The 24,233-nt window shown below is 59.3% G+C and carries 21 protein-coding genes and 1 pseudogene; 12 read left to right on the plus strand and 10 right to left on the minus strand.

All coding sequences use genetic code 11. The features are described 5' to 3' along the window. The first annotated feature begins 96 nt into the window (after nucleotides 1-96). The 3 genes from hisG to hisC all read left to right on the plus strand — a co-directional run bounded on the left by hisG (nucleotide 97) and on the right by hisC (nucleotide 3,251). Nucleotides 97-732 (plus strand): ATP phosphoribosyltransferase, encoded by a 636-nt coding sequence (hisG, locus tag ACYZT6_RS02160; protein WP_007901570.1) that lies wholly within the window; start codon nucleotides 97-99, stop codon nucleotides 730-732. A 126-nt stretch (nucleotides 733-858) separates the two neighbouring features. Continuing rightward, entirely contained in the window at nucleotides 859-2,196 is a 1,338-nt protein-coding gene (hisD, locus tag ACYZT6_RS02165) for a histidinol dehydrogenase (protein WP_462025521.1), read from the plus strand. Between the two features lie 2 nt (nucleotides 2,197-2,198). Then, the gene (gene hisC / locus ACYZT6_RS02170; protein WP_462025522.1) at nucleotides 2,199-3,251 is read left to right on the plus strand and encodes a histidinol-phosphate transaminase; all 1,053 of its coding nucleotides are present in this window, start codon (nucleotides 2,199-2,201) and stop codon (nucleotides 3,249-3,251) included. Between the two features lie 169 nt (nucleotides 3,252-3,420). Here hisC and ACYZT6_RS02175 read toward each other — a convergent pair whose 3' ends face one another. The 4 genes from ACYZT6_RS02175 to algW form a co-directional block, all read right to left on the minus strand. Continuing rightward, on the minus strand, nucleotides 3,421-3,831 hold the full coding sequence (locus ACYZT6_RS02175; protein WP_462025523.1) for a hypothetical protein: 411 nt from the start codon (nucleotides 3,829-3,831) through the stop codon (nucleotides 3,421-3,423). 223 nt (nucleotides 3,832-4,054) lie between these two features. Beyond that, nucleotides 4,055-4,783, minus strand: a complete 729-nt coding sequence (locus ACYZT6_RS02180) for a DUF4198 domain-containing protein (protein ID WP_462025524.1) — start codon at nucleotides 4,781-4,783, stop codon at nucleotides 4,055-4,057. Between the two features lie 12 nt (nucleotides 4,784-4,795). Then, nucleotides 4,796-6,901, minus strand: a complete 2,106-nt coding sequence (locus tag ACYZT6_RS02185) for a TonB-dependent siderophore receptor (RefSeq protein WP_462025525.1) — start codon at nucleotides 6,899-6,901, stop codon at nucleotides 4,796-4,798. A gap of 86 nt (nucleotides 6,902-6,987) precedes the next feature. After that, on the minus strand, nucleotides 6,988-8,148 hold the full coding sequence (gene algW, locus ACYZT6_RS02190) for a Do family serine endopeptidase AlgW (protein WP_131061192.1): 1,161 nt from the start codon (nucleotides 8,146-8,148) through the stop codon (nucleotides 6,988-6,990). Between the two features lie 102 nt (nucleotides 8,149-8,250). On the opposite strand from algW, the gene ACYZT6_RS02195 reads away from it, so the two are divergent. The 4 genes and pseudogenes from ACYZT6_RS02195 to cysN all read left to right on the plus strand — a co-directional run bounded on the left by ACYZT6_RS02195 (nucleotide 8,251) and on the right by cysN (nucleotide 12,591). Continuing rightward, complete coding sequence (locus tag ACYZT6_RS02195) at nucleotides 8,251-9,009, plus strand: Nif3-like dinuclear metal center hexameric protein (protein ID WP_462025526.1); 759 nt, start codon at nucleotides 8,251-8,253, stop codon at nucleotides 9,007-9,009. 266 nt (nucleotides 9,010-9,275) lie between these two features. After that, the gene (cysD, locus tag ACYZT6_RS02200) at nucleotides 9,276-10,193 is read left to right on the plus strand and encodes a sulfate adenylyltransferase subunit CysD (protein WP_090175435.1); all 918 of its coding nucleotides are present in this window, start codon (nucleotides 9,276-9,278) and stop codon (nucleotides 10,191-10,193) included. Nucleotides 10,194-10,297: 104 nt separating this feature from the next. Then, nucleotides 10,298-10,639: pseudogene (locus tag ACYZT6_RS02205) on the plus strand (four helix bundle protein). A gap of 53 nt (nucleotides 10,640-10,692) precedes the next feature. Then, a complete protein-coding gene (gene cysN, locus ACYZT6_RS02210; RefSeq protein WP_462025527.1) occupies nucleotides 10,693-12,591 on the plus strand; it encodes a sulfate adenylyltransferase subunit CysN in 1,899 nt (632 codons plus the stop codon). Between the two features lie 178 nt (nucleotides 12,592-12,769). Here cysN and ACYZT6_RS02215 read toward each other — a convergent pair whose 3' ends face one another. Genes ACYZT6_RS02215 through ACYZT6_RS02225 form a run of 3 tightly spaced genes read right to left on the minus strand, consistent with a single transcriptional unit; the run spans nucleotide 12,770 to nucleotide 16,174 of the window. Further along, on the minus strand, nucleotides 12,770-13,675 hold the full coding sequence (locus ACYZT6_RS02215; protein WP_462025528.1) for an acyltransferase: 906 nt from the start codon (nucleotides 13,673-13,675) through the stop codon (nucleotides 12,770-12,772). Further along, a complete protein-coding gene (pta, locus tag ACYZT6_RS02220) occupies nucleotides 13,676-15,775 on the minus strand; it encodes a phosphate acetyltransferase (protein ID WP_438658248.1) in 2,100 nt (699 codons plus the stop codon). Nucleotides 15,776-15,835: 60 nt separating this feature from the next. Further along, nucleotides 15,836-16,174: a DUF3565 domain-containing protein gene (locus ACYZT6_RS02225; protein ID WP_462025529.1), complete on the minus strand. Its 339-nt coding sequence runs from the start codon at nucleotides 16,172-16,174 to the stop codon at nucleotides 15,836-15,838. Here ACYZT6_RS02225 and ACYZT6_RS02230 point away from each other — a divergent pair. The 3 genes from ACYZT6_RS02230 to ACYZT6_RS02240 all read left to right on the plus strand — a co-directional run bounded on the left by ACYZT6_RS02230 (nucleotide 16,143) and on the right by ACYZT6_RS02240 (nucleotide 18,547). After that, entirely contained in the window at nucleotides 16,143-16,628 is a 486-nt protein-coding gene (locus ACYZT6_RS02230; RefSeq protein ID WP_045061434.1) for an FKBP-type peptidyl-prolyl cis-trans isomerase, read from the plus strand. The two genes, ACYZT6_RS02225 and ACYZT6_RS02230, sit on opposite strands and share 32 nt — an antisense overlap. Nucleotides 16,629-16,751: 123 nt before the next feature. Continuing rightward, nucleotides 16,752-17,234: a glutathione peroxidase gene (locus ACYZT6_RS02235; RefSeq protein ID WP_462025530.1), complete on the plus strand. Its 483-nt coding sequence runs from the start codon at nucleotides 16,752-16,754 to the stop codon at nucleotides 17,232-17,234. Between the two features lie 209 nt (nucleotides 17,235-17,443). Beyond that, on the plus strand, nucleotides 17,444-18,547 hold the full coding sequence (locus ACYZT6_RS02240; RefSeq protein WP_462025531.1) for an NADH:flavin oxidoreductase: 1,104 nt from the start codon (nucleotides 17,444-17,446) through the stop codon (nucleotides 18,545-18,547). A gap of 110 nt (nucleotides 18,548-18,657) precedes the next feature. Here ACYZT6_RS02240 and ACYZT6_RS02245 read toward each other — a convergent pair whose 3' ends face one another. Next, nucleotides 18,658-19,863, minus strand: a complete 1,206-nt coding sequence (locus ACYZT6_RS02245; protein WP_462029901.1) for a glycosyltransferase family 4 protein — start codon at nucleotides 19,861-19,863, stop codon at nucleotides 18,658-18,660. Between the two features lie 117 nt (nucleotides 19,864-19,980). Between ACYZT6_RS02245 and ACYZT6_RS02250 the strand changes: the two genes are divergently transcribed. Then, a complete protein-coding gene (locus ACYZT6_RS02250; protein WP_462025532.1) occupies nucleotides 19,981-20,556 on the plus strand; it encodes a hypothetical protein in 576 nt (191 codons plus the stop codon). A 27-nt stretch (nucleotides 20,557-20,583) separates the two neighbouring features. On the opposite strand, the gene cysZ is transcribed toward ACYZT6_RS02250, so the two are convergent. Beyond that, nucleotides 20,584-21,339 (minus strand): sulfate transporter CysZ, encoded by a 756-nt coding sequence (gene cysZ / locus ACYZT6_RS02255; RefSeq protein ID WP_462025533.1) that lies wholly within the window; start codon nucleotides 21,337-21,339, stop codon nucleotides 20,584-20,586. 314 nt (nucleotides 21,340-21,653) lie between these two features. Here cysZ and trxB point away from each other — a divergent pair, with 314 nt between their 5' ends. Continuing rightward, nucleotides 21,654-22,616: a thioredoxin-disulfide reductase gene (gene trxB, locus ACYZT6_RS02260; RefSeq protein WP_462025534.1), complete on the plus strand. Its 963-nt coding sequence runs from the start codon at nucleotides 21,654-21,656 to the stop codon at nucleotides 22,614-22,616. A 176-nt stretch (nucleotides 22,617-22,792) separates the two neighbouring features. Here trxB and ACYZT6_RS02265 read toward each other — a convergent pair whose 3' ends face one another. Beyond that, nucleotides 22,793-24,043 carry a 2-aminoadipate transaminase gene (locus ACYZT6_RS02265; RefSeq protein WP_462025535.1) on the minus strand — a complete coding sequence of 417 codons (1,251 nt, stop codon included), beginning with the start codon at nucleotides 24,041-24,043 and terminating at the stop codon, nucleotides 22,793-22,795. Nucleotides 24,044-24,233: the final 190 nt, after the last annotated feature.

Below are 24,233 nucleotides of genomic sequence, written 5' to 3' on the forward strand. Positions count from 1 at the left end.
TGAATTTGTTTCAAGTCGAGCCTGTTTCAGGCTCGATGTGTGTCCGGCGCCATTTGCGACCGGGCATCAGTAGCCTGATAAGGACTGACGTTTCCCATGTTGACCATCGCACTGTCCAAGGGCCGCATCCTTGACGACACCCTGCCGCTTCTGGCTGAAGCGGGCATCGTGCCGACCGAGAATCCGGACAAGAGCCGCAAGCTGATCATCCCCACGACTCAGGCCGATGTGCGTCTGCTGATCGTGCGCGCCACCGATGTGCCGACCTACGTCGAGCATGGTGCCGCGGACCTGGGCGTCGCCGGTAAAGATGTGCTGATGGAATATGGTGGCCAGGGTTTGTACGAGCCTCTGGACCTGCGAATTGCCCTGTGTAAGCTGATGACCGCCGGCCGTGTCGGCGACGTCGAGCCCAAGGGCCGCCTGCGAGTAGCGACCAAGTTCGTCAACGTTGCCAAGCGTTACTACGCCGAGCAGGGTCGTCAGGTCGACATCATCAAGCTTTACGGCTCGATGGAGCTGGCGCCGCTGATCGGGCTGGCGGACAAGATCATCGACGTGGTCGACACCGGCAACACCTTGCGCGCCAATGGCCTGGAACCCCAGGATTTCATTGCCGACATCAGCTCCCGGCTGATCGTCAACAAAGCTTCGATGAAAATGCAGCACGCCCGTATCCAGGCGTTGATCGACACCCTGCGCAAGGCAGTGGAGTCTCGACACCGCGGCTGATTCACCCGCGCGACGTTAAGTCGCGCCCGTCTATCCGCCTCATAGCCAGAATTCTCAGGTGCCCAAGCGGAAACGACTGCTAAGTTAGGGCGCCTGAGTTTTTGCCAATCCTATGAGGCTCTCGCTATGACCGCACCGACTGCAATTCGCCGACTCAACGCTGCTGACCCGGATTTCGCGCATCATCTGGATCATCTGCTGAGCTGGGAAAGTGTGTCTGACGACTCGGTCAATCAGCGAGTGCTGGACATCATCAAAGCCGTGCGTGAGCGTGGCGATGCGGCGCTGGTGGACTTCACCCGGCAGTTCGACGGCCTGGACGTTGCGTCGATGGCCGATCTGATCCTGCCGCGCGAACGCCTGGAGCTGGCCCTGACCCGGATCACCGTGCCTCAGCGCGAAGCGCTGGAAAAAGCCGCGACCCGAGTCCGCAGCTACCACGAAAAACAGAAACAGGATTCCTGGAGCTACACCGAAGCCGACGGCACGGTGCTGGGCCAGAAGGTCACGCCGCTGGATCGCGCCGGCCTGTACGTCCCGGGCGGCAAGGCGTCATACCCGTCCTCGGTGCTGATGAACGCGATTCCGGCCAAGGTCGCCGGCGTGACCGAAGTGGTCATGGTGGTACCGACCCCGCGCGGTGAAATCAATGAGCTGGTGCTGGCCGCGGCCTGCATCGCCGGTGTCGACCGCGTCTTCACCATTGGCGGCGCGCAAGCGGTTGCCGCGTTGGCTTACGGCACCGAAAGCGTGCCGAAGGTCGACAAGGTAGTCGGTCCGGGCAACATCTATGTCGCCACGGCCAAGCGCCACGTGTTCGGCCAGGTTGGCATCGACATGATCGCGGGCCCGTCCGAGATCCTCGTGGTGTGCGACGGCCACACCGATCCGGACTGGATCGCCATGGACCTGTTCTCCCAGGCCGAGCACGACGAAGACGCCCAGGCGATTCTGGTCAGCCCGGACGCCGAGTTCCTCGACAAGGTCGCCGCCAGCATCGCCAAATTGCTGCCGACCATGGAGCGCGCCGAGATCATCGAAACCTCGATCAATGGCCGTGGCGCGCTGATCAAGGTTCGCGACATGGAGCAAGCCATCGAAGTGGCCAACCGCATTGCGCCGGAGCACCTGGAATTGTCGGTCGCCGATCCGCAAGCCTGGCTGCCGCTGATCCGTCACGCGGGCGCGATCTTCATGGGCCGCCACACCTCCGAAGCCTTGGGCGATTACTGCGCAGGTCCGAACCACGTTTTGCCGACGTCCGGCACTGCGCGCTTTTCCTCGCCGCTGGGTGTGTACGACTTCCAGAAACGCTCGTCGATCATCTTCTGCTCCGAGCAGGGTGCGTCCGAACTGGGCAAGACCGCTTCCGTGCTGGCCCGTGGCGAGTCGTTGACCGCCCACGCCCGCAGTGCCGAATACCGCATCCTTAACGAAGACTCTTCACAAGGGCAGGGGAACTGAACATGAGTAAATTCTGGAGCCCGTTCGTCAAGGATCTGGTGCCTTACGTGCCGGGCGAGCAGCCGAAACTGGCGAAGCTGGTAAAGCTCAACACCAACGAAAACCCGTACGGCCCATCGCCAAAAGCCTTGGCGGCGATGCAAACCGAACTGAACGACAACTTGCGTCTGTACCCGGACCCGAACAGCGATCTGCTGAAAAACACCGTGGCGACGTATTACGGCGTGAAGGCCAATCAGGTGTTCCTCGGCAACGGTTCCGATGAAGTTCTGGCGCACATCTTCCACGGCTTGCTGCAACACGACAAAGCGGTGCTGTTCCCGGACATCAGCTACAGCTTTTATCCGGTCTACTGCGGGTTGTACGGCATCAAGTTCGATGCGGTGCCGCTGGACGAGCAGTTCCAGATCAACCCGGCGGACTACGCCAAGCCAAACGGCGGAGTCATCTTCCCGAACCCGAACGCGCCGACTGGTTGCCTGTTGGCGCTGGACGCGGTGGAGCAAATCCTCAAGGCCAGCCCGGATTCGGTGGTCGTGGTGGATGAGGCTTACATCGACTTCGGGGGCGAGACGGCGATCAGCCTGGTGGACCGTTATCCGAACCTGCTGGTGACTCAGACCTTGTCCAAGTCCCGCTCGCTGGCCGGCCTGCGGGTAGGGTTGGCGGTTGGGCACCCCGATTTGATCGAGGCGCTGGAGCGGATCAAGAACAGCTTCAACTCTTATCCGCTGGATCGTATGGCGAATGTAGGGGCTGCGGCGGCGTTCGAGGATCGCGAGTACTTCGACAAGACCTGCCGCCTGGTCATCGAGCATCGTGAATGGGTCGTTGCGCAACTGGAAGGGAAGGGTTTTGAAGTGCTGCCGTCGGCGGCGAACTTCATCTTCGTGCGTCATCCGAAGCACGACGCGGCTGGACTAGCGGCGAAGTTGCGCGAGCAGGGTGTGATCGTTCGGCACTTCAAGCAGGAGCGGATTGCGCAGTTCTTGCGGATCTCTATCGGCACACCTGAACAGAATCAGGCGCTGATTGACGGGCTCGGCGAACTTTAAGGAACATTCCCGATCCTGTGGGAGCGAGCCTGCTCGCGATGCGGTTTGGCATTCAGCATGAATGCTGACTGTTATGCCTAATCGCGAGCAGGCTCACTCCCACAAAGATTGGTGTGTTATTCGTGATGCGACTCGCCCCAGAAAATCCGCGAACTAATACCCCACGTAACTAGCGTTTGAGATCGAATGTGCCTCTGACGGTGTCGTTGTCTTCGGTGACAAAGCTATAGCTTCCTGCAGCAACACTGAGGCCTTTCGTGAATGTCACGTTTAATGTGCCTTCAGTCGCTTCATAACGCTTTCCGTTATTAAGGTTATATGCCCAGTTCATATAGTCTCCCGAAAAGCCGTCTTTATATTTTATTTCATATGAGCCATCTTTTAGCCCATCTGGATACCCGAACGCAATGTAGTGATAGATTCCGTCCTCTCCACCACTCATATAGCCACCTTTGCCCTCACCGAAACTGTGCAGGGATACGCTATCAAATGTGACTGGCTTTTCTTCGTTGAGTTGTACGGTGATTTTTCCCGAAGCTGTGTCTTTTTCCAGGCACTTGAAAATCCCTTCCTGTTTCATTGTCGCTTCCTTCTGTTTGTTGGATATAAAGTTCACGTCAGGAAAGTAATATTTTTAGATCTGGATTAATACTGTCAGGTATGACAGTTTTTTAGATGATTTTTGTAAGTTGGTTATTCCAGTGCGGAATATGCGTTCCCTGTAAACAATACCTGCAGTAATGGCTCACCAATAGTGCCGAGCGCATTTAAGCAGTCTCGGCCCTGACGGAGTGTTATCTAATTTACTCGTGATGCGGTTCACCCAAGAACGTCAACGAACTAAACACCCCGCGTGTCGCCACATCCGGATTGTCCTTCAGCACAATCTCCACCTGCGCCGAAATCACATTCAACCCCTCATTCCGAACCACCACCTGCGCCCGGCCATCCTTATCCGTCTCGGTGCTCAACGTATTCGGCGCACTTCGATAGTCGCCAATCAACTTCACCCCCGCCGCCGGTTTCCCATCCAGTAGCACCCGCACGGGCAGCAACTTGCCCGGCCCGACCGTCAGCGGATCAACTTCGGGCAGAATCAGCAACTTCATCTGATCAAGTTTTGGCAACTTCGCCCCGGGCTGATAAATCGCCAGGCTGTATTTGAAGGTCTGTGTCGACTCGATCGCCCCCGGCACTTTGCTGCGTCCTTCGTTGATCCATTTTTTATCCGCTGTCTGCGACCACATGCCGTTGTCCAGTGCCACCGCCATCACGGCGGGCGGCTTCAGCGGTTGCAAGCGTGCGTGATCGGCCAGGCGCTGCACGGTCACCGGGATCATTTTGCCGTTGATGTCATAGGCCCAGGCGCCGCTGATTTTCTGTGCCTTGAAGGCGTTGTCTTCGGCGCCGTGGCCGTAAATCACTTCGATGTTGCCGCGACGTTGTTCGGTCCAGAGACCATGGGCCGAGACCTGGCCGGTAAACAACAGGCCGAGCAGCAGGCTGAGCAGTGCAGGTTGGAGGTGTTGCATAGGAACTTCCTTTTACAGATTGAGTGTGAGGCTGACGGTGAAATTGCGCGGTTCACCGGGGTTGACCCAGTAATTGCTGTACGAGCGCTCGTAGTATTTCTCGTCGAACAGGTTGTTCAGGTTCAGGCCGACAGTGACGTTTTCGCTGGCCTTGTAATGGGCCAGCAGGTCGACGGTGTGGTAGGCCGGCAGCTCGAAATCGCTGCCGGATTCGCCCGAGCGATCGCCGACGTAAGTGAACGCCGCGCCCACGTCGGAGCCGCGCAGATGGCCATTCTGAAACTCATAAACGCCCAACAGACTGCCGCTGCGTTTGGCGACGCCGAGGATTCGGCTGCCGGTGGGAATCACCTTGTCGCCTTGAGTGGCCTCGGCGTCGATGTAGGCGAAGGCACCGATCACCCGCACGGCGTCGGTCACTTGCCCGGTGACTTGCAGGTCGAATCCTTGGCTGCGAGCCTTGCCCATGGCGCGGCTGGTGTCCGTGCGCGGGTCGAGTGCGAGGACATTTTCCTTTTCGATATGGAAGGCGGCGAGGGTGGTGCTCAAGCGGTCGTCGAACAGCTCGCTCTTGATCCCGACTTCGTAACCAACGCCTTCTTCCGGGTCGAAGGATTTTCCACCGGCGTCCAGGCCGTTGTTCGGTTTGAACGAGGTGGACGCGTTGGCGAACAGCCCGACTTCGGGTGTCAGCTGATAGAGCAGGCCCGCTCGCTGGGTCAACGCATCGTGGCTCTGGCGGCTGGTGGCGCCGCGGCTGTGATCGTGAATGCTTTGCTCGAAGTGTTCGAAGCGAGCACCGAGCATGCCGCGCAGTTTGTCGGTGAAGACGATCTGATCCTGCAGGTTCAGCGCCTGGCTTTCCACGTGTTCAAACAAGTCAGTGCCGGAGCGCGTGCCGTTGGGTTTTGGCTGGCCGTAGACCGGCTGATAAATGTCGATGGCGTAGGGGCCGCCGGCAATGGTGGTGACCCGTTCGTTTTTGCGGAAGTTCTCGTACTCGGTGCCCATCAGCAGTTCGTGCTGCCAGCTGCCGAGGTCGAACAGACCGCGCAATTCGAGTTGGGTGATGCTGTCGTGCCAGTTCGTATCGCGCTCACGATAACGTCGATTGAGAGTGTGGCCGTCGGCGTTCAGCGGGCGGTTTTCCGAGGCGTAGCCCCAGAGTTTGCCCTCCTTGTAATGGCTGGCCAGGCGCAGTTTCCAGTTGTCGTTGAGATGGTGTTCGAGCGCGGCTTGCAGCAGGTTGTTGTGGTTATCGATGTTGCCGTCATTGGGTTCGCCGAGGAAGGTCGAACGAGAAACGCCGCTCCACGTGTTGTTCGGCGCGACGATGCCGCGATCGAACGTGGAGCTGTGACGGACGAATTCACTTTCCACCAACAGGCTGGTGTCCGGGTTCAGTTGCCAGCTGAAGGAGGGCGCGACGAACACTCGCTGGCTGTCTACGTGATCGCGGAAGCTGTGGTTGTCCTCGACGGCCAGGTTCACTCGGGACAACACATTGCCGTCGTCATCCAGCGGCGTGTTGACGTCGAGGGCGGTGCGATAGCGATCCCAACTGCCGGCGCTGGTTTGCAGGGTGGTGAAGGCTTCGGGCTGGGGTTTCTTGGTGACGATATTGACCGTGCCGCCCGGATCGCCGCGTCCATAGAGACTGGCGGCGGGGCCTTTGAGCACTTCGATGCGCTCGATGTTGGCCACGTCCGGCGTGCTCGGGTAACCACGGTTGGCGCTGAAGCCATCCTTGTAGAACTCCGACGTGGTGAAACCGCGCACGCTGTATTCGTAAAGCGTCAGGCCGCCGAAGTTGTTCTGCTTCGACACGCCGCCGGCAAAATCCAGGGCACGCTCGACGCTGGTGCTGCCCAGGTCGTTGAGCACACTGACAGGAATGACGCTGATGGATTGCGGGATGTCGCGGATCGCGGTGTCGGTTTTGGTCGCGCTGGAAGAACGCGTGGCGCGGTAACCCGTGACCGGGCCGGAGGGCGATTCGTAGTCGGAGGTGACGCTGATCGCCTCCAGTTCGAGGGTGCCGGGCTCTTCGGCGAAGACCGGATCCCCCAGCAGGCCAAGGGCAAGACTTGCCACGGAGGCCATTGTTCGAGACGACATGTTATTTTGTTCCAATAGAGATATTGAAACAATATAACATGCCTAATGAGAATGTCTGCTGTTAGCCCGAGATCCTCGGGCTGGCTTCAGTTTTCTTCTTTTTCTTTGACCGGCGCTGGTGGCGGACGCAGGCCGATTTCAGCGGTGAGCTTCAGCTCCTTGCCGTTGCGCATCACCTGAATCGTGACCTTGTCGGTCGGTTTGATCCGCGCGACCTGGTTCATCGAACGACGACCATCGCCGGCCGGTTCGCCGTCGATGCTGAGAATCACGTCACCCAGTTGCAGGCCGGCCTTCTGCGCCGGGCCGTCACGGAAAATCCCCGCGACCACAATGCCCGGGCGCCCCGACAGACCAAACGATTCCGCCAGTTCCTGGGTCAACGGCTGCACTTCAATGCCCAGCCAACCGCGAATCACCTGGCCGTGTTCGATGATCGACTTCATCACTTCCATGGCCAGTTTGACCGGGATCGCAAAACCGATGCCTTGCGAGCCGCCGGACTTGGAGAAGATCGCCGTGTTGATGCCGGTCAGGTTGCCGTTGGCATCCACCAGCGCACCGCCGGAGTTGCCGGGGTTGATCGCGGCGTCGGTCTGGATGAAATCTTCGTAGTTGTTCAAGCCCAACTGGTTACGCCCTGTGGCGCTGATGATGCCCATGGTCACGGTCTGGCCGACGCCGAACGGGTTGCCGATGGCGAGGGCGACGTCACCGATGCGGATGTTGTCGGAGCGGCCGACGGTGATCGACGGCAGGTTTTTCAGATCGATCTTCAGGACCGCGAGGTCGGTTTCCGGGTCGCTGCCGATTACGCGGGCCAGGGTTTCGCGACCATCCTTGAGCGCGACCACAATCTGGTCGGCGCCGCTAGTAACGTGGTTGTTGGTCAGCAAATAACCTTCCGGGCTCATGATCACGCCCGAACCCAGGCTCGACTCCATGCGCTTCTGCTTCGGCGAGTTGTCGCCGAAGAAGCGGCGGAACTGCGGATCTTCGAACAACGGATGGTTTGGTTTGTTGATGACTTTGGTCGTGTACAGGTTCACCACCGACGGCGCAGCTATGGTCACTGCGTCGGCATAGGACACTGGACCTTGTTGCGCGGTGGTGCTTTGCGGCGCTTGCTGCAGGTTGACGTCGAGACTCGGCAGCCCGACCCACTCCGGAAAACGCTGGATGATCAGTAAAGCGATAAGCACGCCGGCCAACAACGGCCAGCCGGAAAAACGCAGCGCCTTGAGCATTAAGCACGTCCTGAAAGGTTGCAGGCGGTATGAGACCGCCCATAATGTCGCGCATTATACGAGGCGCAGCTCGCCTCTGAACGGGATATTTAGGAGTCTTTTATGGCCGTCGCCCTGAGCACACTGGTCGAAGAAGCCGACCGCTACCTTAACAGTGCCAAGATTGCCGATTACTGCCCCAACGGCTTGCAGGTCGAAGGCCGGCCGCAGGTGATGCGCATCGTCAGTGGCGTCACCGCCAGCCAGGCATTGCTGGACGCCGCCGTTGAAGCCCAGGCCGATCTGGTGCTGGTGCATCATGGCTATTTCTGGAAGGGCGAGAACCCGTGCATCACCGGCATGAAGCAGCGTCGGCTGAAAACCCTGCTCAAGCACGACATCAGCCTGCTGTCCTATCATTTGCCGCTGGATCTGCACCCGGACGTCGGCAACAACGTGCAACTGGCGCGTCAGCTCGACATCACGGTCGAAGGCCCGCTGGATCCGGACAACCTTAAAGTGGTCGGCCTGGTCGGCTCGTTGAACGAACCGATGACGCCCCGTGATTTCGCCCGTCGTGTGCAGGAAGTCATGGGCCGCGAGCCGCTGTTGATTGAAGGCAGCGAGATGATTCGCCGCGTGGGCTGGTGCACCGGTGGCGGCCAGGGTTATATCGACCAGGCGGTGCTGGCCGGTGTCGATCTGTACCTCAGCGGTGAAGCCTCCGAGCAGACCTTCCACAGTGCCCGGGAAAACGACATCAGCTTCATCGCCGCCGGCCACCATGCGACCGAGCGTTACGGTGTGCAGGCATTGGGTGATTACCTGGCCCGCCGGTTTGCCCTCGAGCACATCTTCATCGATTGCCCGAATCCGATCTGAATTTCAACACAGCTCCCTGTAGGAGCGAGCGGTGCGGCGATCCGACTTGCCCGCGAAGAACGATAACGCGGTGTGTCAGGTACTCCGCGTTATCGTTCTTCGCGGGCAAGCCTCGCTCCTACAAGGTCTCGGCGCCCAAACGAGGGGGTATATTCATATACCCTTTCGATCTAGCCCGCGTCCTGATTAGAAGAGGTCGCTGTGCTAGGATTCCCCGCTCGAACACGGCCCGCTGGCCGTCCATAAGATCGTTTTCGTGAGTAGCCATGGTCGACAAACTGACGCATCTGAAACAGCTGGAGGCCGAAAGCATCCACATCATCCGCGAGGTCGCCGCCGAGTTCGATAACCCGGTGATGCTGTACTCCGTCGGTAAAGACTCCGCCGTGATGCTGCACCTTGCGCGCAAGGCATTCTTCCCGGGCAAACTGCCGTTCCCGGTGATGCACGTCGACACCCGGTGGAAGTTCAAGGAAATGTACGCGTTCCGCGACCGCATGGTCGAAGAGCTCGGCCTGGACCTGATCGTGCACGTGAACCCCGATGGCGTCGCGCAGGGCATCAACCCGCTGACCCACGGCAGTGCCAAGCACACCGACATCATGAAAACCGAGGGCCTGAAACAAGCCCTCGACAAGTACGGTTTCGACGCCGCTTTCGGTGGCGCTCGCCGCGACGAAGAGAAGTCCCGTGCCAAAGAGCGCGTGTATTCCTTCCGCGACACCAAGCACCGCTGGGACCCGAAAAACCAGCGTCCAGAGCTGTGGAACGTCTACAACGGCAATGTCAACAAGGGCGAATCCATTCGTGTATTCCCATTGTCGAACTGGACCGAACTGGACATCTGGCAATACATCTACCTCGAAGGCATCCCGATTGTGCCGCTGTATTTCGCCGCCGAGCGCGACGTCATCGAGATGAATGGCACCTGGATCATGATCGATGACGAACGCCTGCTCAATCACCTGAGCGATGAAGACAAGGCGCGCATCGTCAAGAAAAAGGTCCGCTTCCGTACGCTCGGCGACTACCCGCTGACCGGTGCGGTCGAGTCCGAGGCCACCAGCCTGACCGACATCATTCAGGAAATGCTCCTGACGCGAACTTCCGAACGCCAGGGCCGGGTCATCGACCACGATGGCGCAGGCTCGATGGAAGAAAAGAAACGTCAGGGGTATTTTTAAGCTTTGAGTTACAAGCGGCAAGCTGCAAGTTAAAGGCGGTATGCGTAACGTCGTAGTTTGGTGCTTGTGGCCGGTTGCTGCGAGCCGTTGTCGGATGACTCGCAATGGATTTCGGGAAGCTGATTGTCTGGCAGAGAAGCAAGTGTTTGGCGGTGAGGATCTATCGAGAGTTTGCGCGGTGTGGGGACTTTGGCTTCAAGGATCAAATTACCCGCTCCGCACTGTAGGCGCCTTCCAATATTGCTGAAGGGATGGAGCGTTGCGGCGCCAAGGAAAAAGCACATTTTCTTTGGGTGGCAAAAGCCTCGTGTGGTGAGTTACGAACTCAGATCCTCATCGGCCGTGAAATTGCCTACATCGCTGATCCTTTGGCTGACGATTGGATTACAGAAACCCGCGAGCTTTCAAGAATGCTATGCGGCTTGATCAACAAAATTTCTGAGTAGCTGTACGCCGACAAGCTTGCCGCTTGAAGCTTACAGCTTGGAGCTCGAATGCAATGAGTCACGTATCTGATTTGATCAGCGAGGACATCCTCGCCTACCTGGGCCAGCACGAACGCAAGGAAATGCTGCGCTTTCTGACCTGTGGCAACGTCGACGACGGCAAGAGCACCCTGATCGGGCGCCTGCTGCACGACTCCAAGATGATCTACGAAGATCACCTGGAAGCCATTACCCGCGATTCGAAAAAAGTCGGCACCACCGGCGAAGACATCGACTTGGCTTTGCTGGTCGACGGCCTGCAGGCCGAGCGTGAACAAGGCATCACCATCGATGTCGCGTACCGCTATTTCTCTACAGCCAAACGCAAATTCATCATCGCCGACACCCCTGGTCATGAGCAGTACACCCGCAACATGGCCACCGGTGCGTCCACCTGTGACCTGGCGATCATCCTGGTCGACGCCCGTTACGGCGTGCAGACCCAGACCCGTCGCCACAGCTTCATCGCCTCGTTGCTGGGCATCAAGCACATCGTTGTCGCCATCAACAAGATGGACCTCAACGGCTTCGACGAAACCGTCTTCGAGTCGATCAAGGCCGATTACCTGAAGTTCGCCGAGGGCATCGCCTTCAAGCCGACCACCATGGCCTTCGTGCCGATGTCGGCGCTCAAGGGCGACAACGTGGTGAACAAGTCCGAGCGCTCGCCGTGGTACACCGGTCAGTCGCTGATGGAAATTCTCGAGACCGTCGAGATCGCCAACGACCGCAACTACACCGACCTGCGTTTCCCGGTGCAGTACGTCAACCGTCCGAACCTGAACTTTCGTGGATTCGCCGGCACCCTGGCCAGCGGCGTCGTGCACAAGGGCGATGAAGTCGTTGTGCTGCCGTCGGGCAAGAGCAGCCGTGTGAAATCCATCGTCACCTTCGAAGGTGAGCTGGAGCACGCCGGTCCAGGTCAGGCTGTAACGCTGACCATGGAAGACGAGATCGACATCTCTCGCGGCGACTTGCTGGTGCACGCCGACAACCTGCCGCAAGTGACCGACGCCTTCGACGCCATGCTGGTGTGGATGGCCGAAGAGCCGATGCTGCCGGGCAAGAAATACGACATCAAACGCGCCACGAGTTACGTGCCGGGTTCGATCACCAGCATCGTTAATCGCGTTGACGTGAACACCCTGGAAGAAGGTCCTGCCAGCGCATTGCAACTGAACGAGATCGGTCGGGTCAAGGTCAGCCTCGACACCGCGATCGCGCTGGACGGTTACGCCAGTAACCGCACCACCGGTTCGTTCATCGTCATTGATCGTTTGACCAACGGCACCGTTGCCGCCGGCATGATCATCGCTCAGCCGTTGGCGCATGGCGGCAGCACGCACCACGGCAAACTCGCGCACGTAGCCACCGAAGAACGCGCTCAGCGTTTCGGCCAACAACCGGCCACCGTGTTGTTCAGCGGCTTGTCGGGCGCGGGCAAAAGCACCCTGGCCTACGCGGTTGAACGCAAGCTGTTCGACATGGGCCGTGCGGTGTTTGTACTCGATGGCCAGAACCTGCGTCACGACTTGAACAAAGGTCTGCCACAGGATCGCGCCGGGCGTACCGAGAACTGGCGTCGTGCCGCGCACGTTGCGCGTCAGTTCAACGAAGCCGGCCTGGTGACCCTGGCGGCGTTTGTTGCGCCGAGTGCTGAAGGGCGTGAGCAGGCCAAGGAACTGATCGGCAAGGAGCGTCTGCTGACGGTCTACGTCCAGGCTTCGCCGACGGTCTGTGCCGAGCGTGATCCGCAAGGTCTGTACGCGGCGGCCGGGGATAACATCCCGGGCGATTCCTTCCCGTACGATGTGCCGCTGGACGCCGACCTCGTGGTCGACACCCAGTCGCTGTCGCTGGAAGAAAGCGTCAAGCAAGTGCTGGATCTGCTGCGTACGCGTGGTGCGATCTAAGCGTTAGCCGCTCCAATAAAAAACCCGCCGATGAGTGATCATCGGCGGGTTTTTTTGTGGGTCAACTCGGTCAACTGTGGGAGCTAGCCTGCTAGCCTGCTAGCGATTGCGGTGATTCAGGCAATAAATCTGCTGAATGTGAACCCGCTATCGCCAGCAGGCTGGCTCCCACAGTAGGTCAGTGTTTATCGGGATATTCGCGGTGCATCTGCGCCAACAGCGCATCCTTGTCTTCCCACAGTTGATTGATCCAGCCCTGAAACTGCAATCGATACTCCCCGTCCTGGTCGTAGTTCTTGCCAATGAACTGCGGCGGAATCTTCAGCTCCTGAAAATGCACCACTACGTCCGCAACGTTCCCGCACAGCAGATCCCAATACCCAGGACGCCCGGCCGGGTAATGAATGGTCACATTGACGATCGATTCAAGCTGTTCACCCATCGCATCCAGCACAAACGCAATGCCGCCGGCCTTGGGCTTGAGCAGGTACTTGAACGGTGATTTCTGCTGCGCATGCTTGCCTTCAGTGAAGCGCGTGCCTTCGACAAAATTGAAAATCCCCACCGGGTTATTGCGGAACTTGTCGCACGTCTTGCGGGTGGTTTCCAGGTCCTTGCCTTTCTTCTCCGGGTGCTTTTCCAGATAGGCCTTGGAGTAGCGCTTCATGAACGGAAAGCCGAGCGCCCACCAGGCCAGGCCAATCACCGGCACCCAGATCAGTTCCTGTTTGAGGAAGAACTTCAGCGGCTGGATGCGCCGGTTGAGTACGTATTGCAACACCATGATGTCGACCCAGCTTTGATGGTTGCTGGTGATCAGGTAGGAGTGTTGATAATCCAGCCCTTGCAGGCCGCTGAGGTGCCAGCGGGTGCGGCAGACCAGGTTCATCCAGGCCTTGTTGTTGCTGATCCAGGCTTCATGGGTATGGCTCATCAGCCAAAGCGTGAAACGCTGGGCGAGGGCGAAGGGCAACACTTTGAAAATTGCCACGCAGAACAGGAACGAGCACAGCAGAATGGTATTCAGCGCCAATAGCAGCGAGGCGATTACGCCGCGCACGGGTGCAGGTAGAAAAGCCAGCATTTAAAGATCCATAGGTCGGTTGGCAGCTTGAATCGCGGTCAACGCGATGGTGTAGACGATGTCATCAACTTGCGCGCCGCGCGGCAGGTCGTTCACCGGTTTGCGCAGGCCTTGCAGCATCGGCCCGAGGCTGACGCAATCGGCGCTGCGCTGCACGGCTTTGTGCGTGGTGTTGCCGGTGTTCAGGTCGGGGAACACAAACACCGTCGCGCGACCGGCGACCTGGCTGTTCGGCGCCAGTTGCCGGGCCACGGTTTCGTTGGCGGCGGCATCGTACTGCAACGGGCCGTCGATCAGCAGCGAGTTCTGCTGTTCGTGGGCGAGCAGCGTGGCTTCGCGAACCTTCTCGACTTCTTCGCCGCTGGCCGATTCTCCGCTGGAGTAACTGATCATCGCCACGCGCGGGATAATGCCAAACGCTGCCGCCGAGTCAGCGCTTTGCAGGGCGATCTCGGCCAGTTCGCTGGCGCTCGGGTGCGGGTTCATCACGCAGTCGCCGTAGACCAGCACTTCTTCAGGAAAGAGCATGAAGAACACTGAAGACACCAGTGTGCAGCCCGGCGCCGTTTTAATCAGCTGCAGGGCAGGGCGGATGGTGTTGGCGGTGGAGTGAATGACCCCGGACACGAGGCCGTCGACCTCATCCAGCGCGAGCATCATGGTGCCGATCACCACGGTGTCTTCCAATTGCTGCTCGGCCATCGGCGCGTTGAGGCTTTTGCTTTTGCGCAGTGCAACCATCGGTTCGACGTAGCGCTCGCGAATCAGGTCAGGGTCGAGAATCTCCAGCCCCGGCGGCAACTCGATACCTTGAGCGCGGGCCACGGCTTCGACGTCTTCCGGTTTCGCCAGCAACACGCAACGGGCGATGCCGCGCGCCTGACAGATCGCTGCCGCTTGCACGGTCAGCGGCTCGCTGCCTTCAGGCAGGACGATGCGCTTGTTGGCGGCCTGGGCGCGCTGGATCAATTGATAACGGAACACCGCGGGCGACAAGCGCATCTCACGCGGGGTGCCGCAACGCTGGTGCAGCCAGTCGGCATCCAGATGGCTGGCGACGAAGTCGGTGATGATTTCCGCACGCTCGCGGTCGTCGATCGGGATTTCTTTGTTCAAACCGTTCAACTGGTTGGCGGTGTCGTAGGAGCCGGTGCTCACCGACAACACCGGCAGGCCCGCCTGCAACGCGCCGCGGCACAGGTCCATGATGCGCGGGTCGGGCAGGGTGTCGCTGGTCAGCAACAGGCCGGCCAGCGGCACGCCGTTCATGGCGGCGAGGCTGACGGCGAGGATGATGTCGTCGCGATCGCCGGGCGTCACCACCAGCACGCCGGGCTTGAGCAGCTCCACGGTGTTGCGCATGGTGCGGGCGCAGATGATGATTTTGGTCATGCGCCGGGTTTCGTAATCGCCGGCATTGAGGATTTGCGCGCCCATCAGGTCGGCCACGTCGCGGGTGCGCGGCGCGTTCAACTCCGGCTGGAACGGGATGCAGCCGAGCAAGCGGAAATCACCGCTGCGCAGCAACGGCGAATGCTCTTTCAGGCGTGAGGCGAAGGCTTCCATGCTTTCTTCGGTCTTGACCTTGTTGAGGATCACGCCGAGGACTTTCGGGTCTTTCGGACCGCCAAACAATTGCGCCTGCAATTCCACCCGGCCAGACAGTTCGGTCAGCACTTCGTTTTCCGGAGCCGAGACCAGGATCACTTCGGCATCGAGGCTCTTGGCCAAATGCAGATTGACCCGTGCGGCGTAACTGGCGCTGCGGGTCGGGACCATGCCTTCGACGATCAGCACGTCCTTGCCGACGGCGGCTTGCTGATAAAGGGTGATGATTTCTTCGAGCAGCTCATCCAGCTGACCGTCGCCGAGCATGCGCTCGACGTGAGCCAGGCCGAGTGGCTGGGGCGGTTTCAAACCGTGAGTGCGCGCCACCAGTTCGGTGGAGCGTTCCGGGCCGGTGTCACCTGGGTGCGGCTGGGCAATCGGTTTGAAAAAGCCGACTTTGAGGCCGGCTCGCTCAAGGGTGCGCACCAGCCCGAGGCTGATGGAGGTCAGACCCACACCAAAATCGGTGGGCGCGATAAAAAAAGTTTGCATGCGGATTCTCTAAGGGAGCATGGCAATGGTGAAGACCTATGACTGGCCGTCTACCGAAATTCAGTCGCCAAGGTTATCGCTAACCGAGCCTTGTGCGCACCAACCGCAATCAAAGGGCTGGCCTATTTTTTCGATACGTTGCGCGGGGTCCAGGACCCAGGCGCGCGATTGCCACGGTGGCTGATGACGCAGGTGCTGAGTGTGGCCGCAGGAAAGCTCGGCCACCCAATGCCCGTCCTCATCCTGATGGAAACCTGTGACCGTCGAGCCTTTCGTCGCGATCCGTCTGTCCGGGTTGTGTTCGCTTTCGGACGATTGCTTCGCTAAACTTGGCCTTTCTTCATTCTTATGCAAAAGGTCTCGCCCCATGCTGATCGCCGCCAATAAGGCTGTCTCCATCGACTATACCCTGACCAACGACGCTGGTGAGGTCATCGACAGTTCCGCCGGCGGCGCGCCGCTGGTCTACCTGCAAGGCGCAGGTAACATCATCCCGGGCCTGGAAAAGGCACTGGAAGGCAAAGCAGTCGGCGACGAGCTGACCGTGGCCGTTGAACCTGAAGATGCTTACGGCGAATACGCTGCCGAACTGGTCAGCACCCTGAGCCGCAGCATGTTCGAAGGCGTCGACGAACTGGAAGTGGGCATGCAGTTCCACGCTTCCGCGCCGGACGGCCAAATGCAGATCGTCACCATCCGCGATCTGGACGGCGATGATGTCACCGTCGACGGCAACCACCCGTTGGCCGGTCAGCGCCTGAATTTCCAGGTCAAGATCATCGACATCCGTGACGCCAGCCAGGAAGAAGTCGCTCATGGTCACGTCCATGGCGAAGGTGGCCATCACCACTGATTTTCTGCGCTAAGCTCAGAGAACTGGAGAGGCGCCCGCGGGGCGCCTTTTTAGTCCGCGGCTGTCCCTGGCGACATCGCCAAGTGGCTGTTTCGAGTAGAACACGGGAATCTGGAGTTCGTCATGAGTGCTTTTCACGACCTTAAATTGACAGCCCTGGATGGACAGGAGCTACCGCTGGCACCCCTCAAGGGGCACGTCGTGCTTGTGGTTAACGTCGCCTCCAAATGTGGCTTGACCCCACAGTACGCTGCGCTGGAAAACCTCTACCAGCAATACAAGGACAAAGGCTTCAGCGTGCTGGGCTTGCCGTGCAACCAGTTTGCCGGGCAGGAACCGGGCACCGAGCAAGAGATCCAGGATTTCTGCAGCCTCAACTATGGCGTGACCTTTCCGTTGTCCAGCAAGCTGGAAGTCAACGGTCACGATCGTCATCAGTTGTACCGGCTGCTGGCGGGCGAGGGCGCGGAGTTTCCGGGGGACATTACCTGGAACTTCGAGAAATTCCTGCTAGGCAAAGACGGGCGTGTGCTGGCGCGGTTTTCGCCGCGTACGGCGCCGGATGATCCGACGGTCATTCATGCGATTGAAAAAGCGCTGAGCTGAACCCCGGTAACTGTAGGAGCGAGGCTTGCCCGCGAAGGCGTCATGTCTTCAACATTGAAAGCGACTGACCTAACGCCTTCGCGAGCAAGCTTCGCTCCTACGGTCCATCTGTCTTTTAATCCTTAATCACCCAAATCAATAGTACTGTTCAAGGCTTGCGACTCTCCATATTATCGCCGTCATAAAGTCATTTTCCCGTGGAGCGTCCCATGCCAGTCAAAGCCCTGTTCAAACCGTTCCACCTCGGCACCCTCGAACTGCCGACCCGCGTCGTCATGGCGCCGATGACCCGCTCGTTTTCGCCGGGCGGCGTTCCTAATTCCAAAGTGATCGAGTACTACCGTCGCCGCGCCGCCGCAGGCGTTGGCCTGATCATCACCGAAGGCACCACCGTCGGGCACAAGGCCTCCAATGGCTACCCGAACGTGCCGCATTTCTACGGTGATGCAGCGCTGGCCGGCTGGAAGAAAGTGGTCGACGCGGTGCACGCTGAAGGCGGCAAGATCGTTCCTCAGCTGTGGCATGTCGGCAGCGTGCGCCGTATCGGCACCGAGCCCGATGCCAGCGTGCCGGGTTACGGTCCGTCGGAGAAATTGAAGGACGGTCAGGTCGTCGTTCACGGCATGACCCAGCAGGATATCCAGGACGTCATCGCCGCGTTCGCCCAAGCCGCCAAAGACGCCCAAAGCATCGGCATGGACGGCGTGGAAATCCACGGTGCCCACGGCTATCTCGTGGACCAGTTCTTCTGGGAAGGCAGCAACCAGCGCACCGACGAATACGGTGGCGACCTGGCCAATCGTTCGCGTTTCGCCATCGAACTGATTCAAGCCGTGCGCGCAGCGGTCGGCGAAGGCTTCCCGATCATCTTCCGTTTCTCGCAGTGGAAGCAGCAGGATTACACCGCGCGCCTGGTGCAAACCCCGGAGGCGCTGGGTGAATTCCTCAAGCCGCTGTCCGACGCAGGCGTGGACATTTTCCACTGCTCGACGCGGCGTTTCTGGGAGCCGGAGTTCGACGGCTCCGAGCTCAACCTGGCCGGCTGGGCCCGCAAGCTCACTGGCAAGCCGACCATCACTGTGGGCAGCGTTGGCCTGGACGGCGAGTTCCTGCAGTTCATGGTCAACACCGACAAGATCGCGCAGCCGGCCAGTCTGGAAAAACTGCTGGAGCGGTTGAACAACGATGAGTTCGATCTGGTGGCGGTAGGGCGCGCGCTGCTGGTTGATCCGGACTGGGCGCAGAAAGTGCGCGATGGTCGTGAGGAAGACATCCTGCCGTTCAGCCGAGAGGCGTTGATGACCTTGGTTTAATCGGCGACTGGCAGGCCTCATCGCCAGCAGGCTGGCTCCCACAGGGGTTCTGCGATGTACACGGAACCTGTGGGGGCCAGCCTGCTGGCGATGACTGACTTAATGTCACCTTAGGCTCGGGGCAAGGTTGGTGCATTCGGCACCACCTGCTCCCCCACACAAGCCCCCCGCAACTGCCCCTCAAACTGCTCGATAATCGCCGCCCAACCCTGACGGCTCGCATGCTGACGCGCATTGAGCCTTACGCACCTCAACGTCTCGCGCTCCTCCAGCAGCCACGTTGCCGCATCGCAGAACGCCTCTTCGTCCCCAGGCATTGCCAGCACGCCGTTGTAGCCATGGCGAATATGCTGGGCCGCTGCCGCCTGATCGTAAGCCACCACGCCCAAACCAGACGCCAATGCCTCAAGCACCACATTGCCAAAGGTTTCGGTCAAACTCGGAAACAGAAAAACATCCGCCGACGCATAGTGGCTGGCCAACACCTCGCCGCGTTGTGAGCCACAGAAAATCGCTTCGGGGAGTGCCTGCTCCAATGCGCCTCGCTGCGGACCGTCGCCAACCACAATCAGCTTCATGTTGCGCTGGGGATAAGTGGCTTTCAGCGCGTCGAAACAGCGCTTGAGCAATCCAAGATTTTTCTCCTGCGCCAAACGTCCTACGTGAATGACCGCGATGTCCTTCTCGGCCAGGCCCCACTGTTCACGTAGGGATTGCAGGCGTTTGACCGGATGAAACAATTGGCTGTCGACCCCACGGGACAACAGCGCCAGTCGCTCGAAATGACGCCGCTCCAGCTCAAGTCGCTGGCTGATGCTGGGCACCAGCGTCAACGTAGAACGATTGTGGAACCAGCGCAGGTAATGGGTCAGCAAGCGCGACAGCAATCCGAGCCCATACTGACTGGAATACTGCTGGAAATTAGTATGAAAGCCGCTGACCACCGAAATCCCCAAACGCCGCGCCGCACGCAAGGCGGATAACCCCAGCGGTCCCTCCGTGGCGATGTAGAGCACGTCCGGGCGATTGCGCTTCCAGCGCCGTAGCAGCTTGTGCATCGACGACTGACCCCATTGCAATCCGGGATAGCCCGGCAGCGGCCAGCCCCGACACAGCAGTAACTCATCGTTGCTGCCCAACTGCTGATCGCAGCCCTGACGTGGCCGCACGAGTTCGACCTGATGCCCGCGCGCGCGCAAACCATCGCACAAGCGGCCGAGAGTATTGGCCACGCCGTTGATTTCGGGAGGGAAGGTTTCGGTGATCAGGGTGATATGCAGAGCTGTCGTCATGACCACAGTGTCGGCTGAGGCTATGTCGTCATTGTGACGGCGGGATGATGGATTTGTGACGCTGACTTTGGCTCGATGGGCTCAACTTTCTGGCCGGCAGGTCGTTAGCCTTGGCTGTACACATTAATCAGGGAGGCCACCGTGTCCGATAATATTTATGCCCCGCCGTTGGCACAATTGGAGCCTGTCGCTGAGCAGCCTTACGCGTTTTATGTCGTATCGCCACGAAAACTCATGACGTTGGCCACGCTTACCTTTGGCCTGTATTTCTACTACTGGTCGTACAAAAACTGGAGTCTGTACAAACAAGCCACACAGGCTGATATCTGGCCGTGGGCACGCGGCTTGTTGTGCATTTTTTTCATTCACCAGTTGTACCGCCGAGCTAACGAAAAAATCCTTGGCAGCGGTCGTACTTTTAACTGGGACTTCGAGCAGTGGGCGACCGTCTTCGTCGTACTGACGGTCGGTGCCAACCTGCTCGATGCGGTGGCAAGGCGTGTCGAAGGCTTTGCATTTTTGGGCGGTTGGCTGCTGTTGATGATCCCGCTGAGGGCCTTTGTGGTGTGCAAAAGCCAACCGATGATCAACTTCGCGGCCAATGATCCAGAGGGGCTGAGCAATTCACGCTTCACCGCTTTGAACTTCTTGCTCATGGTTCCGGGGGTGGTGCTTTGGGCGATGACACTTTTCGGCATGTGGATTATTTACCGTTAAGGTCACCGCAGCGGTGGAGGACGCCTTTCAGCGCTTCTCCAACGCGAAGGCCTCGGCCCCACGCTCACGCACCCAGAACAACGTCGCCCCGGCTACGGCGGCTGGCATCATCAGAATGTTGACCACCGGAATCAGCAGCACCAGGTAAACGATCCCGCCGAAACTCATGCTCTGCCAGCGCTTCTGCCGCAGCCAGGCGAGCATCTCGTTCCAGCCCAGTTTGTGGTTGTCCGCCGGGTAGTCGATGTACTGAATTGCCATCATCCACACGCCGAACAGCAGCCACAGCGGCGCAGCAATGATGTTCACCACGGGGATGAACGAGAGAATGAACAACCCGATCGCCCGCGGCAGGAAGTAGCCGAGCTTGCGCATTTCTCGAGACAAGGTGCGGGGGATCATGGCGATCAGTTCGCCCCAGCTGAACGCCGGAAAGTCGTCGGTGCCGCGCACTACCACTTCGACCTTCTCCGCCAGGAATCCATTGAACGGCGCGGCGATGACGTTAGCGAGCATGGTGAAGGTGAAAAACACCATCAGCACCACAAGCACTACGAAAATCGGCCAGAGGATGTAACTGAGAAAACTCAGCCAGTCGGGCAGGGATGGCATCAGCGTATCGACCCACAAGCTGAATTGATGGCTGGCCAGGTAGATCAATCCGACGAACAGTACGAGGTTGATCACCAAGGGCAACAACACGAACAAACGCAGGCTGGGGCTCAGGACCAGCTTGAGGCCTTCTCGCAGGTATTGCGGGCCGGACAGAACGGGGGCGGGCATATCGTGCTCCGAGCAGAGGGAAAACGCGCCGACCTTACCGGCTTTGCCTGACAGGCGAAAGCGCGGCAGCGACATCGACATTAACTGTAACAAAGGTGCCTATAAATCCATCGTGACCGGATAGAGACCGCCTATGAGCTGGATTGTTAAACCGTATTTCCTTAATCTTCGCCCCCTCGATACGCTGCACCCATTCTTTTTACAGGACTGTCGAACCCGAACCTTCCCCAAGGCACTCAACGGTCCTTTTTTATTCCCGCCGGCAACCCGGCGTTCCGCGCCAGGTGTTCCGGGCCGGTCAACAGGAGCAGGTCATGTCTGAAGTCCGTCATTCGCGAGTGATTATTCTCGGTTCCGGCCCTGCCGGTTACAGCGCCGCGGTCTATGCCGCCCGTGCCAACCTCAAGCCACTGCTGATCACCGGCATGCAGGCCGGCGGTCAACTGACCACCACCACCGAAGTCGACAACTGGCCGGGCGACGTCCACGGCCTCACCGGCCCGGCGCTGATGGAACGCATGAAAGAGCACGCCGAGCGCTTTGAAACCGAGATCGTTTTCGATCACATCAATGCCGTCGACTTCGCTGCCAAGCCGTACACCCTGATCGGTGACAGCGCGACGTACACCTGCGACGCCCTGATCATCGCCACCGGCGCCAGCGCGCGTTACCTCGGTCTGCCGTCGGAAGAAGCGTTCATGGGCAAAGGCGTTTCGGCCTGCGCAACCTGCGACGGTTTCTTCTACCGCAACAAGCCAGTGGCTGTGGTCGGTGGTGGCAACACCGCAGTTGAAGAAGCGCTGTACCTGGCCAACATCGCCAGCACCGTGACCCTGGTCCACCGTCGCGAAACCTTCCGCGCCGAGAAGATCCTGATCGACAAGCTCAATGCCCGCGTTGCCGAAGGCAAGATCATCCTGAAGCTGAACGCGAACCTGGACGAAGTCCTGGGCGACAACATGGGCGTGACCGGTGCTCGCCTGAAGAACAACGACGGCAGCTTCGACGAGCTGACAGTCGACGGCGTGTTCATCGCCATCGGCCACACCCCGAACACTTCGTTGTTCGAAGGCCAGCTGACGTTGAAAGACGGTTACCTGGTTGTCCACGGCGGCCGTGAAGGCAACGCCACCGCGACCAACCTCGAAGGCATCTTCGCGGCCGGTGACGTGGCTGACCACGTTTACCGTCAAGCCATCACCTCGGCCGGCGCCGGTTGCATGGCGGCACTGGATGCCGAGCGTTACCTCGACGACCTGCAGAACGCTTCGTTCTGAGTCTGTTGAAATGAAAAAACCGGCTTCGGCCGGTTTTTTTGTGCCCACAGAAAGTGCGGTCAACACAAACCCTTGTGGGAGCTAGCCTGCTAGCGATGGTGTGTCAGTCACATCGATGTAGCTGACACACCATCGCTAGCAGGCTAGCTCCCACAGGGACTGCAGGGACTTTATATTCAGATCAGTTTTTTCAGGCACGCCTCAAGAATATCCAGGCCTTCCTCCAACACGGCTGACTCGGTGGTCAACGGTGCCAGCAGCCGAATGATGTGGCGCGATTTGCCGCTGGGCATCAGCAACAAGCCCGCGTCTCGCGCCAGGCTCAGCAGTTGCGTCAACTGTGCGGATGCCGGCGAGCCGTCGTCGTTGATCAGTTCGATACCGCGCATCGCACCGACGCCGGTCAAGCGGCCCAGGTACGGCGAAAGTTTGCTGGCGCGCCAGGATTCGTAGCGGCTGACAATCGCTTCTTCCTGTTGTGCACCCCAGGCTTGCAGGTTCGCGTCAGTCATTTCGTCCAGGGTCGCCAACGCGGCGGCGCAGGCGATGGGGTTGCCCGAGTAAGTGCCGCCCAGCCCACCCTTTGGCAACGTGTCGAGCAGCGACTTGCGCCCGACCACCGCGCCCAGCGGCACGCCGCCGGCAATGCTTTTGCCCAGCAGGATCAGGTCCGGTTCAATGCCCAGCCGCGAAAACGCAAAACGCTGACCGGTGCGGCCGAAGCCGGACTGGATTTCATCGGCAATCAACAGAATATTTTTTTCATCACAGAACCGTCGCAGCGCTTGAGCGAACTCCACATCCATCGCCAGGAATCCCGCTTCGCCTTGCACCGGTTCGACGATAAAGCACGCCACATCTTCAACGTCGATCTCGACACTGAATAGTCGATCCATGGCCTTCAAGGCTTCGGCGCAGGTCACGCCGCTGTCCTTGCTCGGGTACGGCAAATGAAACACCGGCCCCGGCAGCACACCGACTTTCTGTTTGTAAGGCGCGACTTTGCCATTGAGGTTGAGTGTGGCGAGGGTGCGGCCGTGGAAAGCGCCGTCGAAAGCGATGACCGCTGTGCGACCGGTGGCGCCACGCACGATCTTCAGGGCGTTTTCCGCTGCTTCCGCGCCGCTGTTGGTGAGCATGCCGCTGACCGGGTAGTCCACCGGCATGAACGCGGTGAGACGATCCATCAGTTCGAGGTAGGGCACATGCGGGGCGGCGTTGAACGCGTAGTGAGTCAGCCGGGTGGCTTGTTCGCGAATGGCTTCGACGATACGCGGATGGCAATGGCCGAGGTTCAGCACGCCGATGCCGCCGACAAAGTCGATATAGCGTTTGCCATCGGTGTCCCAGACCTCGGCATTTTTGCCATGGCTGAGCGTGACGGGGTGCACGATGTTGATCGACCGGCTGATGGATTCGCTGCTCATGGGATGACCGACTCTGAAGAAGGGATGCTTCTTTTTATCTAAGCCGTGAGCAGTGGTTTCGGGCAAACGAAATAAAGTGGCCGGGTCAATCTTAAAAGTCGGGATGTGGTATGAGCGTATGTAAAAGTCAGCAGCAACAACGCAGAATCTGTAGGAGCATGGCTTGCCAGCGAAGGCGTCTTCAAAAGCG

This window comes from Pseudomonas sp. RT6P73, assembly GCF_054897715.1.

What these genes read in the sequence shown, in the direction of transcription:
- hisG (WP_007901570.1), top strand. Translation starts at nt 97, where the DNA reads ATGTTGACCATCGCACTGTCCAAGGGCCGCATCCTTGACGACACCCTG.
- hisD (WP_462025521.1), top strand. Translation starts at nt 859, where the DNA reads ATGACCGCACCGACTGCAATTCGCCGACTCAACGCTGCTGACCCGGAT.
- hisC (WP_462025522.1), top strand. Translation starts at nt 2,199, where the DNA reads ATGAGTAAATTCTGGAGCCCGTTCGTCAAGGATCTGGTGCCTTACGTG.
- ACYZT6_RS02175 (WP_462025523.1), bottom strand. Translation starts at nt 3,831, where the DNA reads ATGAAACAGGAAGGGATTTTCAAGTGCCTGGAAAAAGACACAGCTTCG.
- ACYZT6_RS02180 (WP_462025524.1), bottom strand. Translation starts at nt 4,783, where the DNA reads ATGCAACACCTCCAACCTGCACTGCTCAGCCTGCTGCTCGGCCTGTTG.
- ACYZT6_RS02185 (WP_462025525.1), bottom strand. Translation starts at nt 6,901, where the DNA reads ATGTCGTCTCGAACAATGGCCTCCGTGGCAAGTCTTGCCCTTGGCCTG.
- algW (WP_131061192.1), bottom strand. Translation starts at nt 8,148, where the DNA reads ATGCTCAAGGCGCTGCGTTTTTCCGGCTGGCCGTTGTTGGCCGGCGTG.
- ACYZT6_RS02195 (WP_462025526.1), top strand. Translation starts at nt 8,251, where the DNA reads ATGGCCGTCGCCCTGAGCACACTGGTCGAAGAAGCCGACCGCTACCTT.
- cysD (WP_090175435.1), top strand. Translation starts at nt 9,276, where the DNA reads ATGGTCGACAAACTGACGCATCTGAAACAGCTGGAGGCCGAAAGCATC.
- cysN (WP_462025527.1), top strand. Translation starts at nt 10,693, where the DNA reads ATGAGTCACGTATCTGATTTGATCAGCGAGGACATCCTCGCCTACCTG.
- ACYZT6_RS02215 (WP_462025528.1), bottom strand. Translation starts at nt 13,675, where the DNA reads ATGCTGGCTTTTCTACCTGCACCCGTGCGCGGCGTAATCGCCTCGCTG.
- pta (WP_438658248.1), bottom strand. Translation starts at nt 15,775, where the DNA reads ATGCAAACTTTTTTTATCGCGCCCACCGATTTTGGTGTGGGTCTGACC.
- ACYZT6_RS02230 (WP_045061434.1), top strand. Translation starts at nt 16,143, where the DNA reads ATGCTGATCGCCGCCAATAAGGCTGTCTCCATCGACTATACCCTGACC.
- ACYZT6_RS02225 (WP_462025529.1), bottom strand. Translation starts at nt 16,174, where the DNA reads ATGGAGACAGCCTTATTGGCGGCGATCAGCATGGGGCGAGACCTTTTG.
- ACYZT6_RS02235 (WP_462025530.1), top strand. Translation starts at nt 16,752, where the DNA reads ATGAGTGCTTTTCACGACCTTAAATTGACAGCCCTGGATGGACAGGAG.
- ACYZT6_RS02240 (WP_462025531.1), top strand. Translation starts at nt 17,444, where the DNA reads ATGCCAGTCAAAGCCCTGTTCAAACCGTTCCACCTCGGCACCCTCGAA.
- cysZ (WP_462025533.1), bottom strand. Translation starts at nt 21,339, where the DNA reads ATGCCCGCCCCCGTTCTGTCCGGCCCGCAATACCTGCGAGAAGGCCTC.
- trxB (WP_462025534.1), top strand. Translation starts at nt 21,654, where the DNA reads ATGTCTGAAGTCCGTCATTCGCGAGTGATTATTCTCGGTTCCGGCCCT.
- ACYZT6_RS02265 (WP_462025535.1), bottom strand. Translation starts at nt 24,043, where the DNA reads ATGAGCAGCGAATCCATCAGCCGGTCGATCAACATCGTGCACCCCGTC.